Source organism: Candidatus Zixiibacteriota bacterium (genome assembly GCA_019038695.1).
GTDB lineage: Bacteria > Zixibacteria > MSB-5A5 > GN15 > FEB-12 > B120-G9.
This window is the reverse complement of the sequence record JAHOYZ010000009.1, coordinates 18,121-35,693: the sequence shown is the minus strand read 5'-3', so window position 1 is coordinate 35,693 and position 17,573 is coordinate 18,121. Positions and strand designations below refer to the sequence as shown.

Sequence of the window (17,573 nt, the reverse complement as noted above, 5' to 3'; positions counted from 1 at the left end):
AGTAGTACTTTAGGTGTTTCGGCGTGATTCTGTCGCGAAGAGATTATACTTGAGGATACACCAGATCGCCCGCATCCCATCGCGCCAGCCGATCTTTTTTCCTTCGTCGTAGGTTCGACCGTAGTAAGAAATACCGATTTCGTAAATGCGAACGCGCCGGCGTGCCAACTTTGCGGTGATCTCCGGCTCGAAGCCAAACCGATGTTCCTTAATATCGATGGATTGAATCAGTTCGCGTCGGAAGACTTTATAACAGGTCTCCATGTCGGTTAAGTTGATATTGGTAAACATGTTGGACAGTAAGGTCAGGAAGCGGTTACCTACATAATGCCAAAAATAGACAACACGGTGAGGACCACCACCAATAAAACGCGAACCGTAGACCACATCCGCTTGATCATTAATAATTGGCTGCATCAGGGCCGGGTACTCGGAAGGGTCATATTCGAGATCGGCATCTTGCACCAACACAATATCACCGGTAGCATGGGCAAAGCCGGTTTTCAAGGCATAACCTTTGCCAAAATTTCGTGGCTGATAAATGATCTTGTCAACAAGGGGAGTTATTTTCTGTTCGAGTAGCTCACGGGTGCCGTCGGTCGAGCAATCATCCACAAGAATAAGCTCTTTGTTAGAAACTGGAGCTGCATTAACCCGCCGGACAAGCTCCTCGAGAGTGGAGACCTCATTATAGACCGGTATGATGATCGAGAGTCTCATTTGCTAATATATCCGTGTCTCATAATGTATATTATGTTAACATGCGAGTAAGCTGTTTCCAACTTATCTCGGTTTCACGACCAAATTCAGAATCCTGCCCTTAACGTAGATAACCTTCACAATCTCGAATCCCTCGGTATATGCTTGCAACTTTTCGCTATTCCTGGCCACTGTTTCAACCTCATCTTGAGTAGCCTCCGGCGCCACGCATACGGTGTCACGAAGCTTACCGTTAATCTGCACGGCAACCTTTATGGTATCCGCAACCATCGCCGCAGGATCATACTCCGGCCATGCCGACTTGAAAATCGACTCATCATATCCGGCTCGACTCCACAGATCCTCGGCCAGATGCGGCGTAAGCGGTGCCATAAGTTGAATACTCTTGAGTACTATTTGATCATTTAGCTGATCACTCTGAACCTTGTTCGGGCGATAATCGCGCAATAGTTCCATCATGGCCGCGATGCTGGTGTTGAACTGGAGTCGCGGAAAATCTTCGGTAACACGCTTGATCGTTTGATTGAGTTTGACGTAGATCTGCCGCTCATAGTCGCTGAGGCCGTCGATCCTAACAAGCTTCTTTAGGTCAGGTTTGGTGCCGCGATAGCTGTCTATCAACGGAAACAGCTTGTTGGTCGCGAACTTCTGCACGCCTACAATGAAGTCATCGCTCCACATGACTTCTTTCTCGGAAGGTGCAGTAAAGAACATGGCCAACCGCGAAACATCAACGCCATTGTTGTTCATCACCTCAATCGGTGACACGACATTGCCTTTGGACTTAGACATAACTTCGCCTTTGGCGTCGGACACCATACCATGATTGACCATCCTCGTAGCTGGCTCCGGGCAATCAACCCAGCCAATATCCTGCAAGAACTTATGGAAAAACCGGAAATATATCAGGTGTCCGGTTGCATGGGTGATACCCCCAATATACAGATCGACCGGCAGCCACCGTCGCGCTTTCTCCTTGTCAAATGGCGCAGTATCGTTGTGTGGGTCTAAATATCTTAGATAGTACCACGATGAACACACAAAGGTATCCATAGTATCTGGATCTCGAGTGGCCGCACTGTCGCACTTCGGGCATTTTGCGTTCATGAAATCGGGCACATCGGCCAAAGGTGAACGGCCCTTGGGGCGGTAATCCTCGACTTGTGGCAAAACTACCGGAAGTTCACTCTCGGAGATTGGCTGCGGACCGCATTTGTCACAGTGAATGATTGGAATTGGGCAACCCCAATAACGCTGACGTGATATCGACCAATCCTTCAACTTATAGTTTACCTTGGCACGTCCATAGCCTTGTTGTTCTGCGTATTGCGTGACGTTCGCAACGGCCTTATCACCGAATAAACCATCGAACTGATCAGAGTTGACCATCGGGCCGTATTCGACAAACGCATCATCCATTTGGTCGACATCAAGAATTGTACGCTCATCGGGATGAATGACAACCTTGATGGGAATGCCGTACTTCCGCGCGAAAGCAAAATCGCGGGTGTCATGGGCCGGAACGGCCATAACAGCCCCGGTTCCATAGCCGCCGAGAACATAATCCGCCACCCACAATTGCACGCATTCACTATTATAGGGGTTGATGGCGTATTTGCCGGTGAAAACGCCATCTTTCTCGTCACCGACGGCAGATCGCTCGATGTCAGTCCGGGCGAATGCTTTCTTCTGGTACTCTGACACCTTCGCGGCAAACTCGCCCTCCAGCTTTAGTTCCTCAATGAGCGGCGACTCCGGCGAGATGGCCATGAATGTCACACCATAGATAGTATCCGGGCGGGTTGTGAATATGGACAGCCTCTCCCCTGTGTCCTCGATAGTGAAATCAATCTCCGCGCCATATGAGCGGCCAATCCATTCCCGTTGAATGGCCTTGAGGTTGTCAGGCCAATCTGGTAACAGATCAAGATCGTCGATGAGGCGATCGGCGTAATCGGTGATCTTGAAGTACCACCCGATCTGATCTTTTTTCTCAACTTCAGCATCGCAGCGCTCACATTTCCCATCCACGACTTGTTCATTGGCCAGTACTGTCTTGTCCTCTGGACACCAATTGACAAATCCACGCTTGCGGTAGGCCAATCCACGCTTGAACAACTCGAGGAACATCCATTGCGTCCACTTGTAGTAATTCGGGTCCGAGGACGATATTTCTCGATCCCAATCAAATGATATCCCTACGCCCTGTAATGTCTTTCGTGAGACACTAATATTGCTCTTGGTCCATTCAATAGGATGAATAGAGCGCGCAATAGCTGCACGTTCGGCAGGTAAGCCAAAAGCGTCCCATCCGAAGGGATGGAGCACCTGTTGACCGGTCATCATCTTTTGCCGGGCAACAGCATCGCCAATTATATAGTTACGAAAATGACCCATATGGATGTCACCGGACGGATAGGCAAACATCTCCAGTTGATACCAGGCTTTGTCCTTATCGGGCATGTCTGGAGCACAGAAAAGGCCACTGTCCAGCCACTGTTTCTGCCATTTGGATTCTATCGCTTTGAAGTCGTATTTGCGGGTGTCCTGATCGCTGATCGCCATCTGAAATTCCTCTTGAGTACTACTCAATTATCGGCAAAAAGTAGTAAAATGTCAGGTTGTTGGCAAGGGTTAGTTACTAGCGGACCGGATCTGCTTCAAGCGAACGGCAAACAAGTATGTGCGCTTCAGGGACTCGCGATAACGGCGAGTCATAACCCGATTCAGAGGACATGCCTCAGGGCTTTTTCGTCTATCGGTCCCAGGGTTGTCATGGCCAAAACGGATCGGTCAAAGGTCTCGTTGGCATACTTCAGAACATCTGAAGTCGAAACCCTATTGATGTCTTCCAGGGTTTGGTCGAGAGATCGAAACTCTCCGAGGTACAGTTCCTGTCGTGCGGCGCGGTTCATATGGGCGACCGTCGATTCCATCCCAAGCGTCAGTTGTCCTTTGAGCTGATCCTTGATCGCCTGAAGCTTGAGATTTGAAAGCCGACGCTTCTTCAGCCGCTCCAGCTCCTTGAGTATAATTGCAACACATTCAGCGATGTGCTTCTTGTCGGTCCCGACATAGGTGCCGAATACTCCGGCGTCACGATAGAAATCGAGAAAGGTATAGACCGAATAGGCCAGTCCGCGCTGCTCACGGATTTTCTGAAATAATACCGACGACATGCCTCCGCCAAGGTAAGTATTGACTGCCAAAGCAGCCATCTTGAGGGGCGAGAAAAATGATTGTCCGGGGAATCCGAGACACAAATGGGTTTGCTCGCCATTTCCGGATTCATGAACAATTTGGCCAACAGTCGGCTGGATAGCAGGTGGTGCTGACGGAGCGGTGCCACCTTCGAACTGGAAGTACTTTCGGGCCAATTCGACCAAGCGCCGATGAGAAACATTACCCGAGGCAGCTATTAGTATTGATCCGGCAACGTAGTTCCGTTTCAAATAATCGAGAATGAACTGACGCTGGAAATGAGCCACATTTTCGGTCGGACCAAGAATAGGCTGACCCAGAGGATGATCACCCCAAAGAGTCTGCGCAAAAACATCGTGAACTCGATCTGTCGGCGTATCAGCCACCTCTTTGATCTCCTCGCAGATCACCTTTTTCTCCATCCGGAGATCGGTCGGAGTCAGTTTGGCGTGACAGGTAAGATCAGCCAGAACATCAACCGCTTTCTCAAGTTGATCATCCAGTACCCGCGCAGTATAGCAGGTCTGCTCGCGCGACGTAAAAGCATTGAGGCTCCCCCCTACCGATTCGAGCGCCTCCGCAATCTGCTTGGCTGTTCGGTCCTTAGTACCCTTGAACAACATGTGCTCAATCAGATGCGACAGCCCGTTCTCTTCGGGAGACTCGTAACGGGCACCGACATCGATCCAGACGCCAAGCGAAATGGAGCGGACAGCGGGTATCTTTTCAGTAACTACCCGCAGTCCGCTTCTCAGAGTTGATTTGCGAATTGTGCTCTCTATCTTCATTGCCTATCTACGCGGAGGTCGCGATGGCCGACGGTTGTTATCTCTCCGTGGTGGGCGCGACTGCTCCGGCGGGCGATCATCTCCACCCGGCAGAAGGGCGCGACGCGATAAACGGACCTTACCATCGGGATCAACATTAAGGCACTTGACATCGACGGTGTCACCCAGATTAAGAATATCCTCAACGCGCTCGACGCGACCGATATCAAGCTCGGAGATATGCACCAGACCGTCAGTGCCTGGGAATATTTCAACAAACGCACCAAAAGCAGTTACACGGCGGACGATACCCTTATAGGTCTTGCCCACTTCAGCTTCCTGTGTGATGCTTTCGATCCTTTCCAGAGCCATACGTCCCGATTCGCCACTGACTGAGGCAATCAGCACTGTGCCGTCATCCTGAATATCAACCTTGGCACCGGTCTCTTCGACGATAGCGCGAATAATCTTACCGCCAGGTCCAATCACATCACCAATCTTTCCCGGTGGAATCTTAATAGTTATGATTCTCGGGGCAAACTGGGATAGGTCCTCACGATGCTGTGGGATTGTGGCGTTCATCTTTTCCAGAATATGTAACCGGGCTGTCCGCGCCTTGCCCAGGGCATCGCGCAAAGTTTCGATCTTAAGTCCCGTACATTTGATATCCATCTGAATGGCAGTTACACCTTCGGTGGTACCAGTGACCTTAAAGTCCATGTCACCGAAATGGTCCTCATCGCCGAGGATGTCGGTCAGTACGGCAATCTGGTCGCCCTCTTTGATCAGACCCATCGCAATGCCGGCGACGGCTGATTTGATTGGCACGCCAGCATCCATCATCGATAACGAGCCGCCGCAAACGGAAGCCATGGACGAAGAACCGTTGGATTCCATAATGTCGGAAACGATGCGAATCGTATAGGGGAAGTTCTCCTCGACAGGAATAACGGGTAGCAAAGCGCGTTCGGCCAGAGCGCCGTGACCAATCTCGCGACGATTAGTGCCGCGAATCATCTTGGTCTCGCCGGTTGAGAACGGAGGGAAATTGTAGTGGAGCATATAGCTCTTGTGCGATTCCCCTTCCAATTCGTCGAGTCTCTGTTCGTCAACTTTGGTCCCGAGCGTCACAGCTACCAGTGACTGAGTCTGACCGCGAGTGAAAATTGCGGAACCGTGTACTCGCGGTAGGAAGCCGACTTCGCAGTTGATCGAACGAACTTCATCAAGATGGCGTCCGTCTATTCGCTTGTTGTCGTTAAGAATCATACCGCGCATGACTTCGTTATCGAGATCATGAACGATATTGCCAATGTCTCTGGCACTGTCAGGGAATTCTTCTGCAAGAGCTTCCACAATCTTCTTGGTGAGATTCTTCTTGGCCGTATGGCGTTCGTTTTTGTCGGCGATAGCATTATACTCACCAAGACTAGAACTAACCATGTCCTTGACCTTCGCAACCAACGTTTCATCAACCAGCACCGGTGTGTATTCCATGTCGGGCTTGCCGCAGACTGCCTTCAGTTCGTTGATTTTCTCAATGAGAATCTTGACATGATCATGGCCAAATTGCAACGCCGCGACCATATCGTCCTCGGAAGTTTCACGTCCTCCACCTTCGACCATCGCAATAGCATCTTCGGAACCGGCAAGCACGACATAAATATCGCACTCTTCGAGCTGCTCAAAAGTAGGATTAACCACAAACTCGCCGTCGAGCCGACCAACACGGACTCCGGCGATCGTTTTCGCAAAAGGTACATCGGATATTGCAAGGGCCGCTCCGGTTCCGGTTAGTGCGAGAACGTCGGTGTCGTTTTGCTGATCGTGAGATACGACGAAGTTAATGCACTGCGTCTCACCTCGGAAATCCTTGGGAAAGAGCGGACGAATCGGTCGATCGATAATCCGGCAGGAAAGAATTTCTTTCTCTGAAGGTCGACCTTCTCGCTTGAAAAAGCCGCCCGGGATTTTGCCTGCTGCATAGGACCGTTCACGATACTCAACAGTGAGCGGAAAGAAATCGAAACCAAGTTTGGGTTCCGAGTTGGAACAGACAGTGGACAAGACCATGGAATCGCCGTATTGAACGGTGACAGCCCCATTGGCCTGTTTTGCGAGGTGGTCGCTCTCAATGATCATTGTACGACCACCAAATTCAAATTCTACACGATGTGACATATAACTGTACAGCCTTCCTTACCTGCGTAATCCCAACTCCAAAATGAGTTGGCGATAACTTTCGATATCCGTTCGTTTCAAATAGTCCAGCAGACGTCGTCGCTGGCCGACCAACTTCAACAGACCCAGGCGGGTATGGAAGTCCTTCTTGTGGCTCTTCATGTGGTCAGTCAGATGACTGACACGAGCCGTTAACAGGGCAACCTGAACCTCAGGTGAACCCGTATCGGTTTTATGCAACCGATTGTCTGTAATAATCTGAGCCTTATGCTCTTTTGACAAACTCACTTGCCAACTCCTTCTTAAACATATTAATCACTTGCTTCTTATCTTGTTCTATTTGTTCGACCAACAACTCGGTCGAATCAAACTTCCGATTCTCCCTTACGAAACGAATCGGGTATACTGTAATTTGCCTATCATAGATGTCGTGGTCAAACTCAAAAAGATTGGCCTCGACAGAAATACACTGCTGCGGGTTAAGGTGATTGCGCCCAATGAACATCATCCCCTGATAACAATCGCTCTCAACTTCGACACGACAAGCATAGACGCCTTCAACAGGGAGCAGCTTGCGGTCTGAGTACTTGACGTTGGCGGTCGGGAAACCAAGCCTGTGTCCCATTCCAATACCACGCTCGACTGTTCCATAGATGGCGTAATCGTGTCCAAGGAGATTCAGCGCGTCTTCATAGTTACCACCGAGAATCGCCTTCCGGATACGCGTCGATGATACTGGTTCGCCATCGACCAGAACCGGCTCAACGACTTCAACATCAAACCCCATATCTTTTCCCATCGCCTCCAGAGCCGGAATATCTCCCTGTCGATACCTGCCGAAAGTATGATCGTAGCCAACAATGAGCTTCTTAATGCCAATCCGTTCAACCAGTGTATCTCTAACAAACTCCACCGCCGGAGTCTTCATCAACTTCTCGTTAAAGGGAAGGATCAAAACCTTACCGTCGAAGAAATCAGGAACAAACTTCCCCTTCTCCTCAATTGTTGTCAGCAGAAGCGGTACGTTGGCCGGAGTCACGAGCATACGTGGATGGGGATGGAAAGTGATGAGTACAGCCTCAGTACCGTTGGCCTCACTCTGCATGCGCACTCGACGGAATATCTCCTGATGACCACGGTGGATACCGTCAAAAGTACCAATGGTAGCAATTACGGAAGCACTCGATGGGCGCTGATAGCTCTCTATACCCTGTATGAAAGTCGTCGTCAATTGAGTACCCTGATGTAGCTAAAGAGCGTTTCATTATGAGAAGCAGCCAACTTCGCCACCGAGACTTGTGCGTGCCCCACCGCCAGAACCGACCCGGCACTGTCCTTGAGGAGTACTTCGTCCCCTTTAGCGAAGGTTCCCTCAACTGCAAGGATATTGTCCTTGTGCAGATCACTGCCCATCAGCACACGAGGTCGAAAAGCATCCGAGACGGTGAAAGCCGCAAAGTTGAGCACTTGTCCGATCCCGAGCATATGACTTTGCAATTGCTCCGTCTGAACAAGCGAAGGTAAATCTTCGAGAGTGAGAGCATCATCCACAGAATGAATCCCTATGCTGGTCCGGCGCAGGTTTGACAGATATGCGCCGCAACCAAGCTTTTGGCCAATATCATGGGCCAACGAACGAATGTATGTACCCGAACTACACCGAACCAATAGTCGCAGGAAGGGCTTGTCGAATTCAGAAACGGTAATGGACGATATTTCAACTTCACGTGTGGGCGGTTGGACATCTTCACCCTTACGGGCCATCTCGTGAAGACGACGGCCGTTAACATGAACCGCTGAGTAAGCCGGAACCACTTGCTGGATCGTACCACGAAAATCAGCCAACAACTGTTCCAGGTCGGTTGGATCCAGATCAGGCACTTCGGCTGGGCGTTGAGTATCATCAATGCCCTCTGCGTCGAATGTGACGGAGGACATGCCCAGGTATATTTCGGCTTCGTATTCCTTGTCAGAGTCGGTAAGAAACTGCACAACTTTGGTGGCATTTCCGAGACAAACGACAAGTAGGCCAGTCGCATTGGGATCAAGCGTACCTGTATGGCCGATACGTCGCATACCAAGATGACGGCGAATCTTCTGAACCACATCGTGGCTAGTCATACCAGTCGTCTTATCAATCAGGAGGATGCCGTTATACTTGTGTGGTGACGACGCCATACTATATTTTCTCCAGAAGCTGGAGAAGCTCTTTTTTCGCGTCGGTCACATTCTTGGGAATTGAGCAACCTGAGGCATTAAAATGACCACCACCACCAAATCTGGCGGCGATCGCAGCCACATTAACACCATCACGTGAACGTAAAGAGACGCGAGTATTAGTAGCATCGTGCTCTTTGAGCAGAACACCAACATCTACTCCGCCCGTAAGAAGGGAGTAATCGACCAGACCATCCGATTCGGACGAGTCGGCGCCGGATTCGGTTAACATAGCACGCGTGAGCGACAGCACACAGACAGAGTCTTTATGATGGAACTCGATAGTATTGAGAACTCGCGCAGTCAACCTCATAGTGGACTGGCTGAGTTCGTAGTAGACGTGATCACAAATGGCGCTGGAATCAGCGCCAGCTCTGATAAGCTCACCAGCTACCTGCATCGTACGCGGCGACGTGGATTTGTATCGGAATCTACCCGTGTCTGTAAGGATCGCAGTATACAACTGTGTGGCCACCGAAGCATCAATTTCATAACCTACGGCAGCAAGATATTCGTACACCATCTCCCCTACCGATGACCGCTCAGGCTCAATCCAGTTCACAACACCCAGAGCGCTTGAATCTCGATGATGGTCGATGCAGATAATTGTTACGTCATCTCCCAATAGTGATGCTGCCTGTCCAATCCGTTCAAAACTCGGACACTCAAGTAACACCGCCGTGTCAACGCGCGTGTCTGCAGGAAGCGAATTAAAAGCCAGGATATTCTGAACACCGTCAAGGAACTGGTACTTAGCGGGAATATCCCTGTCACGCACCAGTACAACGTCTTTGTTCAGATGCTTGAGATAAGCCGCGAAAGCCAACTGGGACCCGATAGCGTCACCATCGGGATCGATATGGGACACAACCAAAATCCGACTGCCGCGCTCAATGATCTCTCTTATCTCTGAGTGGGGAATGACTGAGGAAATCGTCTGTGTTTTGCTAGCGCGTGTCATTATTTATCTCATTGAGTAAACGCTCAATGCGAAGGCCTTCTTCAACTGATGGATCAAACTTGAATCTCAGTTCCGGGATGTGTCTCACCCGTAAGTTGCGTCCGATTGCTCCCCGGATCTTCCCGGCCTGTTGCTGAAGGTACCTATCTGCTTCGCGGCGATCATGCTCCTGACCCAAAACGGAATAGTATACAGTCGCCTCACGAAGGTCATTGGTCAGACGCACATTGGTAAAGGTTACCATAGCTGAGAGGTTTTCCGAAAGCTCGGTCTCAAGCAGAGTGGAAATATCCCGCAGGATTTGCTCACCCAGTCGGGTTGATCTTCGAAACTGTCTCACTCCTAATACGACTCCGTCCGGTAGTCAGCAAGGACTACATCATGGAAACCATCAATCTTGTTTATGACCTTCGCAGTGACTTGATCTGCAAAGGCACTATTATTGGCAACGACTGCCATTCCAAGTACCGCCGTTCGGTGGGAATCATTCTCGTCAACTTCGGCTACCGAAACGTTGAAGGAATTACGAACCCTAGTGATCAGGGACTTCAGAATACGCCGTTTCTCCTTGAGAGACTGAACCATAGGCAGATCCAGATGAATCTTCGTTACGACCGTTACCAAGAACGTCTACTCGATCGAGTCCAAAGTTCGAGCCTCTTCAATAAGTTCAAAGAACTCAAGAGTATCACCAACTTTGAGGTCATTGTAGTTCTCAAGGCCGATGCCACATTCGAAACTCTCTTTAACCTCGCGCGCGTCGTCCTTGAACCGCTTAAGAGAACTAAGCTGACCGGTATAAATTGACTTGCCGTCGCGGACCAGACGGCACTTGTCTTTTCGCTGTACACGTCCGGTAGTGATATAGCAACCCGCAATAGTCCCGATCTTGGGTACTTTGAAGAGATCGCGCACTTCGGCAGAACCGACAAAATTCTCCGAGATCGTGGGAGCCAGCATACCCTCCAGAGCTTTCCGAACGTCCTGCTCGGCCTCATAGATAACCTCGTACCGGCGTACATCGACCTTTTCCTTCTTGGCCGCCTCGCGTGCCCGGACATCCGGACCGACCTGGAAGCCAATAATAACAGCATCCGAGGCCGTGGCCAGAAGAACATCAGACTCGGTTACAGCACCGACCGCCATATGGATGATGTTCGTCTTGACTTCATCGGTAGCAATTTTACCCAAGGTGTCGGCAAGCACTTCTACCGATCCGTCAACATCTCCCTTAATAATCAGCCGCAGTTCCTTGATCTGGCCTTCCTTGATACGGTCGAACACCTTGTCGAGGGTCATACGCCCATGCGCACGGCGAGCATCGTGCTCGCGCTTGATCTGGGCTCTCTTGATTGAGATTTCCTTGGCTTCCTGCGCACTCGCCACTACCATAAAACTGTCCCCAGCTTGGGGAACACCGCCAAGACCAGTTATCTGGGCCGGACGGGATGGACCAACAGATTTGACTGACTGGTTTTTATCATCAGTGATAGTTCGAATGTGACCACTGAAGACACCGGCAACGATCGAGTCAGTAACTTTACAGGTACCTTTCTGTATCAAGACGGTAGCTACCGGCCCTCTTCCCTTTTCGAGACGAGAGTCAACTATAACACCCTGACCTCTAATTTCGGGGTCGGCCTCAAGGTCCATCATCTCAGCCTGAAGCAGAATCATCTTAAGCAAATCGTCAACGCCAGTACCCACCTTGGCCGATATCTCGACCATGATTGTCTTACCACCCCACTCCTCAGAAATGAGATTATGATTAGCCAGCTGGGTACGAACCTGGTCAAGGTCGGCATTTGGTTTATCTATCTTATTGATGGCCACTATAATAGGTACGCTCGCGGCCCGAGCATGATCAATAGCCTCGACGGTCTGCGGCTGAACGCCATCGTCGGCCGCGACGATTAGTACGATGATATCTGTAATCTGCGTCCCACGGGCACGCATAGCGGTGAACGCCTCGTGTCCGGGAGTATCCAAAAAGGTGATTCCATTCCCGTCGAAGTCAATTTCATAGGCTCCGATGTGCTGGGTAATTGCCCCCGCCTCGCCAGCGACTACGTTGGTATGCCGAACATAATCCAGCAATGAAGTTTTGCCATGATCTACATGACCCATAATAGTAACGACCGGGGCACGGTGCACCATATTGGCTTCCTGTTCGTCCTCACGAGCGACATCACCAGCTTCGGCCATTTGCTTGATCTCAAAACCAAACTCAGCGGCGATCATCTCGGTAGTATCAAGATCCAGTCGCTGATTGATCGTGGCCATCATACCCAACTCAAAGAGCTTGGCAATCAACTCAGCCGCTTTTCGATCCATCAGCCGGGCCAGTTCGGCCACTGACATGAACTCGGTTACTTCGATTACGTTGGTTGGTGCCGCATCATCGGTGGAATCTCCACCACCCTTGGGGAAATGTCTTTTTTGTTTGGTGCCGCGAAGATTGGCCATCGTTGATTTGAAGGTCTTAGCAACTGCGGCCCGATCGACAGTGTGACGGCCTTTGCGTTTGCGGCGGTCCTTGCGCTTTTTCTTTTTCTCGATTTTGCGCATGATACCGGCAACCGAGGATTTTGCATCGTTGACTTTGATGCCACCGATTCTGGTTGATACGGCCGTCGGAGAAGGTTTTGCGGCGATTGACTTCGTCCGCTGCTGCATTTCCTTCTTGGCTTCCTTCTTGGACTCCTCGAATTTCTTTTTGACGGCTGCCACCATAGGGGTCGTGGCTATCGACATATGCGACTTCGGTCCAAATTTAAGGTCGCGGAGCACAGACAACATCGCATTGGATGATATCTTGTAATCCTTTGCCAACTCGTAAATGCGTTTCTTCTTCTTCTCAGGCACCATGTATTATCGCTACCTCCATGCGGTCAGATACTCTATACGCTACCGAACCGATCACTTCGATTCCGTTTCCTCTTCGGGCATCTCGTCATCAGTAACACTCGCCTCAACACTTTCTTCCTCTACGTCGTCAAAATCAGGAGCTGTTGCTTCAGGTACATCATCAACTTCTGTGACGTAGCTGTCGTCATCTATGAAGACATCTTCGGCTGTAAGCTTCTCTTCTTCTTTCTTATCCTCAACTTCATCACTCTTCTCTTCTTCCTTCTTACGTTGGGCATATTCTTTCTCGATCTCTGCAACCATCGCCTTGGCCCGTTCACTCAGCTTCTCAGCTGATTTGGGACCCAGCCCTTCAACCTTGACCAGAGACTCCAAAGAAGTCTGCGCCAATCTCTGCACCGAACTGATATCGATTTCGATGAGGCGCTCCTGGAGCTTTGCCCCCACACCGTCAAGCTGAGCAATTGGCATTAGCATCTCGGCTTCACGATGCTGGGATTCATTGTAATCCGTTTCCGATACAATGTTGACTTTCCAGCCTGTAAGCTTGGACGCTAGTCTGGCATTCTGTCCGTTGCGACCGATAGCCAGCGACAGCTTCTCATCTTCCACAGCAACCGTCATCTTGGTTTCATTATGATCGATATCGATATTGACAACCCTGGCCGGGGCCAGGGCACGGGTCACAAATAGCTCGGAATTGGAGGAATAAGGCACGATATCAATGCGTTCGTTGTTGAGCTCTCTTACGATCGACTGCACCCGTACACCCTTAATGCCCACACAGGCACCGACTGGATCTACGCGGTCATCCGATGACAGCACAGCCACCTTGGACCGTTCGCCAGGTTCCCGAGCGATCTTCTTAATCTCGATGACTCTCTCGTATATCTCAGGAACCTCCAATGCAAAGAGTAGCCGGACAAACTCGGCACTCACCCGTGACAGAATAATCTGAGGACCGCGCATGGATCTTTGTACATCCAGGATAAAGGCACGAATACGATCCCCCTGTCGGAACTTCTCCCGAGGAATCTGCTCTTTGACGGGAAGAATGGCCTCGCCCCGTCCCAGATTAACAATAACGTTACCCTTGTCAATCTGCTGCACCACACCCGATACCAGTGTGTTCACCTTGTCGATGAACTCATTATAAATACGATCACTCTCGGCTTCGCGGACTTTCTGGATCAGTATCTGTTTAGCAGCCATGATGGCGTTACGACCAAACTCCATCTCGTAGTCGATGTAAATCTCGATTTCATCACCGACTTCAGCCTCAGGGTCCATATCCTGGGCTTCGGCCAATGTGATTTCAATATTGGCGTCCTCGATCTCGGCAACAACCTGCTTGGTCGCAATCATAAGCAGTTCATTCGCCGCACGATCGAACCGAAATGAGATATTATCGGTAAAGGTGTATTTCTTCTTGGCAGCAGCCAGAAGACTGACCTGCAAAGTATCAAGTACAGCATCAAACTCGAGGTTTTTCTCGCGAGCGATAAGAGTCATCGCTTCAATCATGTCAAAGGCCATTACACCATCTCCATCAAAAGACGATTTTCGCCTGCTTAATATCCGCAAGCGGAACTATAGTAGTCTGCTCTTTCTCCCGCAAAGTGACTTCACTTTCGGTGGCACTGATAATTTCACCGGTTAACTTCTTCCGGGACTTATCAGCAAATTCCACGCGAACAGTTTCACCCGTACGGAACTCAAAATCACGCGCTTCGGTCAACGGCCGGTCAAGTCCCGGTGACGATACCTCAAGCGTATAACCGTGCTCAAACCAATCGGTTCCATTGATCACATCACCAGCAACCCGCGACAGACGAGCACACTCATCGAGGGTCAGGTCTTTCTTCGAATAAATGAACAGCCGTAAAGTATTATTCCGTTTGTACCTCGACAGAACGAGGTCCACAATTGCACATTCTTCCGCCGCTAACGGCGCTTCAAGCAACTTCGCAATACTCTCTTTCAGTTCACTGTCATTCATCGATTCATCACCATACACAAAGAGTGGGCCATAGACCCACCCGAAGCTAAGAAATATAGCTCTCAGTCCATTGTCGCGCAACAAAATAATACATCATTTGAGGGTTTGCGAATGTTCCTTTGCGCCCACCACAAGACCTCATCCCTGTCCTAGGTCTTTACCCCTATGCCTCTTTCTTTCATCGACTTACCACCAATCACTACTCATGCAGACAGGTCGATCAAGTCAATCGGGACTGACAAGTATTAGCCGGATGGAACTTGGCGTCAAGAAATCTGTTGCCCTTTAGTTGCGGAAGTGTTATTTACGTTCTGCATCCGCACCAATGTGCCCCCGTGGTGTAACGGATAACGCGGCGGCCTCCGGAGCCGTAAATTCAGGTTCGATTCCTGACGGGGGTACCATTAATGAATCAATCAACCGTACTGAATAATTTGATACTCGTGCAAGAGTTACAGCATATTTCAGTATAGAAACGTCGCAATCACAGCCAACCAGATAATAGCCGAAGCAGTAATAGCCCTCGTCATATTCCGGCATACCAACAGAAAAAGCACTGTGAACAGCAGGGCAATGCCAATCCTAGCGGTCCAGCGTTCAAGGTGAGAAATTGAAAGACCATCGCCCAACAGTACGATGGCAGCCACCGCCAAACCGAGATAGATCATCCAGAAGGCACCTTTGGTTCCCTTTGTCTGTGCCTGTGGCTGTTCATTGCTCACGATTGTACTCCTTGAGGAAGTTCTCAATTCCTTTACATATCCCCTTGGCAATTCGATAGCGAAAGCGGCCTGTCTTGAGGTTTGCTTCCTGCTCTGGAATCATCATAAATGCGCACTCTACCAGAACCGCCGGATACTGGGTAGGCCTAAGGACAGCAAGGTTGCCATGATACAGGCCATGATCGTCCAGATCGGTAGCCTTCACCAACTCAGGGTGGATAGCACGAGCCAGGTTCAACGAATGGGGATGATAGTAATATACCGATGTGCCGTTATTGACAAACGGATTCACGCCATCCGGCAGAGCATTGTTGTGAATCGATATGAACAGATCGGCATCGTGTGCCCAGGCAATAGCCGGTCGATCATAAAGGGGGACATGGCTGGTGTCGGAACGAGTCATCACCACTGTGACGCCCTTCTTACGAAGCATCTTTTCCAGCACCAGCGCGATGCCAAGATTAGCTTCCGCTTCGGTATATCCGGTCGCTCCTATTGCCCCGGGATCCCCCGAATGGCCAGGATCGATAACGATGGTTTTGCCGTGCAGACGGTTAATATTCTGCGGGGGACGGTTGAGCTGGAACACAAAAGTACTGCCCTCGTAGTAGCTGTCGTACCCCCATATATCCCGAGTGAGTTGAAGAGTCAGTTCATATAGCCCCGGTTCAGGCTGGAACCAAGTGATAATGTCAATCAGTTCATCATTGGCATCGTAGCGTATCCAGTCAGTGTCGCTGGTCACGCCGTAGAGGCGAATACGAATAATGCGACGATTCTCTTCCTCAACTCTAAACAAGTGCTTGCCAGAAAGAGCACACTTCAATACCACTCGGTCAGAATAACTGCGAGTGCGAAGAGAAACCAGATGGGATTGGGGCGGAAGATCTCCTTTGGGCAACTGTTCAACAGATTCGTGGAAAGCCCAACCCACCTGTGTTGCGGAGAACCGCAGCATGTACCACTCCCCTACCCTGCCAACCGCTAAAGCCTCGACACCCTGCGGCTGAAATAGGGCGAGGTAGCCTTTACGAGGTCCGTGACGAATGATTTGCACCGTGTCGGTAAAACGAACTGTGAACGGATACTCGGCACTATTGAGTGTTACCGAATAGCTACTGCCGGCGGAGATAATCGTGTCCGGTAAGGATAGATTCCCCAGATCAAGACTGTCGCGCTGGAGTTGCGTTGACAGAAAATATCGAGCGAGTATGCTATCCCGACACGGTGGTGCAAGATGATATTCAAGTCTGATTGCGCTATCTGTTCTCACCGAATTTGGAACATCGTAGAAACCCGTGTAGATGCCTTTTATTTTCAAAGAATCTGGTACAGCCCCAATCCCAAAAACTGACTCGCCCCAATATGACTGCATCTGCGGATCGATCTCAGTCATGGGCACAGTATCAACCACACCCGGTATAGAAAAGGAAACGTCACAGCCGGGTGTGGCCTGGAATGAAACAACAAGACGATTACCGGTGGTTAGGTCGAGATCGCCGGAATATAGACGACGTTCGGAGCCTATCTGAAGGGAATCTGTCGGAAACGAAGTCAGCGGCATCGGAACGATCACAGCTACGGTGGCGGATAATGTCGTAGATTCGGAATGAATATCATGCTTCTGCCGATTACGATTTCGCAAATCTTTGTCGCTGAGCTCAAGTCGGGCTGTAACATTGAACTCAAAATCCCCCGGTTCCACCGGGACATATGCAAGAAAGCCACCACCCTCGTGGACCGATACACAGTGTCCATTTATGTCCACACTCCAGTTATCTCCGAAACTAATTGAGCCAATGTTGCCGAAGACAAAGGTCGAATCTGTCGCGCCGATGACCTGGCTGTCTTTGGGGTAAATAACGGTAAGAATTGGCTCCTCATTAGCAGACAATGAGGCTGGCAGCCACAGCATGATTGTTGTCAGGCAGAATGGT

Annotated in this window: 15 protein-coding genes and 1 tRNA gene; 1 reads left to right on the top strand and 15 read right to left on the bottom strand. The window is 50.2% G+C overall.

The features are described 5' to 3' along the window. Positions 1-9: 9 nt before the first annotated feature. From KOO62_03940 to KOO62_03880, 13 genes are all read right to left on the bottom strand, one after another. Complete coding sequence (locus KOO62_03940; protein ID MBU8933138.1) at positions 10-720, bottom strand: glycosyltransferase family 2 protein; 711 nt, start codon at positions 718-720, stop codon at positions 10-12. 63 nt (positions 721-783) lie between these two features. After that, on the bottom strand, positions 784-3,285 hold the full coding sequence (gene leuS, locus KOO62_03935; GenBank protein MBU8933137.1) for a leucine--tRNA ligase: 2,502 nt from the start codon (positions 3,283-3,285) through the stop codon (positions 784-786). A gap of 161 nt (positions 3,286-3,446) precedes the next feature. After that, the gene (locus KOO62_03930; protein MBU8933136.1) at positions 3,447-4,709 is read right to left on the bottom strand and encodes an insulinase family protein; all 1,263 of its coding nucleotides are present in this window, start codon (positions 4,707-4,709) and stop codon (positions 3,447-3,449) included. Between the two features lie 3 nt (positions 4,710-4,712). Beyond that, positions 4,713-6,869, bottom strand: a complete 2,157-nt coding sequence (locus tag KOO62_03925; GenBank protein MBU8933135.1) for a polyribonucleotide nucleotidyltransferase — start codon at positions 6,867-6,869, stop codon at positions 4,713-4,715. An 18-nt stretch (positions 6,870-6,887) separates the two neighbouring features. Next, positions 6,888-7,157 (bottom strand): 30S ribosomal protein S15, encoded by a 270-nt coding sequence (gene rpsO / locus KOO62_03920; GenBank protein ID MBU8933134.1) that lies wholly within the window; start codon positions 7,155-7,157, stop codon positions 6,888-6,890. Then, entirely contained in the window at positions 7,135-8,100 is a 966-nt protein-coding gene (locus tag KOO62_03915) for a bifunctional riboflavin kinase/FAD synthetase (protein MBU8933133.1), read from the bottom strand. The genes rpsO and KOO62_03915 overlap by 23 nt, the downstream gene beginning before the upstream one ends. Next, a complete protein-coding gene (truB, locus tag KOO62_03910; GenBank protein MBU8933132.1) occupies positions 8,097-9,047 on the bottom strand; it encodes a tRNA pseudouridine(55) synthase TruB in 951 nt (316 codons plus the stop codon). Before truB ends, KOO62_03915 begins: the two co-directional genes overlap by 4 nt. A 1-nt stretch (position 9,048) precedes the next feature. After that, positions 9,049-9,609 carry a hypothetical protein gene (locus KOO62_03905; GenBank protein MBU8933131.1) on the bottom strand — a complete coding sequence of 187 codons (561 nt, stop codon included), beginning with the start codon at positions 9,607-9,609 and terminating at the stop codon, positions 9,049-9,051. A gap of 424 nt (positions 9,610-10,033) precedes the next feature. Beyond that, positions 10,034-10,387, bottom strand: coding sequence for a 30S ribosome-binding factor RbfA (rbfA, locus tag KOO62_03900; protein MBU8933130.1), 354 nt, complete (start codon positions 10,385-10,387; stop codon positions 10,034-10,036). Between the two features lie 2 nt (positions 10,388-10,389). Next, positions 10,390-10,671: a DUF503 domain-containing protein gene (locus tag KOO62_03895; protein MBU8933129.1), complete on the bottom strand. Its 282-nt coding sequence runs from the start codon at positions 10,669-10,671 to the stop codon at positions 10,390-10,392. A 6-nt stretch (positions 10,672-10,677) separates the two neighbouring features. Further along, entirely contained in the window at positions 10,678-12,915 is a 2,238-nt protein-coding gene (infB, locus tag KOO62_03890; protein ID MBU8933128.1) for a translation initiation factor IF-2, read from the bottom strand. Positions 12,916-12,966: 51 nt separating this feature from the next. Then, a complete protein-coding gene (gene nusA / locus KOO62_03885; GenBank protein MBU8933127.1) occupies positions 12,967-14,451 on the bottom strand; it encodes a transcription termination factor NusA in 1,485 nt (494 codons plus the stop codon). A gap of 13 nt (positions 14,452-14,464) precedes the next feature. After that, positions 14,465-14,914, bottom strand: a complete 450-nt coding sequence (locus KOO62_03880) for a hypothetical protein (GenBank protein ID MBU8933126.1) — start codon at positions 14,912-14,914, stop codon at positions 14,465-14,467. 329 nt (positions 14,915-15,243) lie between these two features. Between KOO62_03880 and KOO62_03875 the strand changes: the two genes are divergently transcribed. Beyond that, positions 15,244-15,318 (top strand) — tRNA-Arg (locus KOO62_03875). Positions 15,319-15,378: 60 nt separating this feature from the next. Here KOO62_03875 and KOO62_03870 read toward each other — a convergent pair. Both KOO62_03870 and KOO62_03865 read right to left on the bottom strand, forming a co-directional pair. Further along, positions 15,379-15,636 (bottom strand): hypothetical protein, encoded by a 258-nt coding sequence (locus KOO62_03870; GenBank protein ID MBU8933125.1) that lies wholly within the window; start codon positions 15,634-15,636, stop codon positions 15,379-15,381. Further along, positions 15,626-17,551 carry an N-acetylmuramoyl-L-alanine amidase gene (locus KOO62_03865; protein MBU8933124.1) on the bottom strand — a complete coding sequence of 642 codons (1,926 nt, stop codon included), beginning with the start codon at positions 17,549-17,551 and terminating at the stop codon, positions 15,626-15,628. The genes KOO62_03870 and KOO62_03865 overlap by 11 nt, the downstream gene beginning before the upstream one ends. Positions 17,552-17,573: the final 22 nt, after the last annotated feature.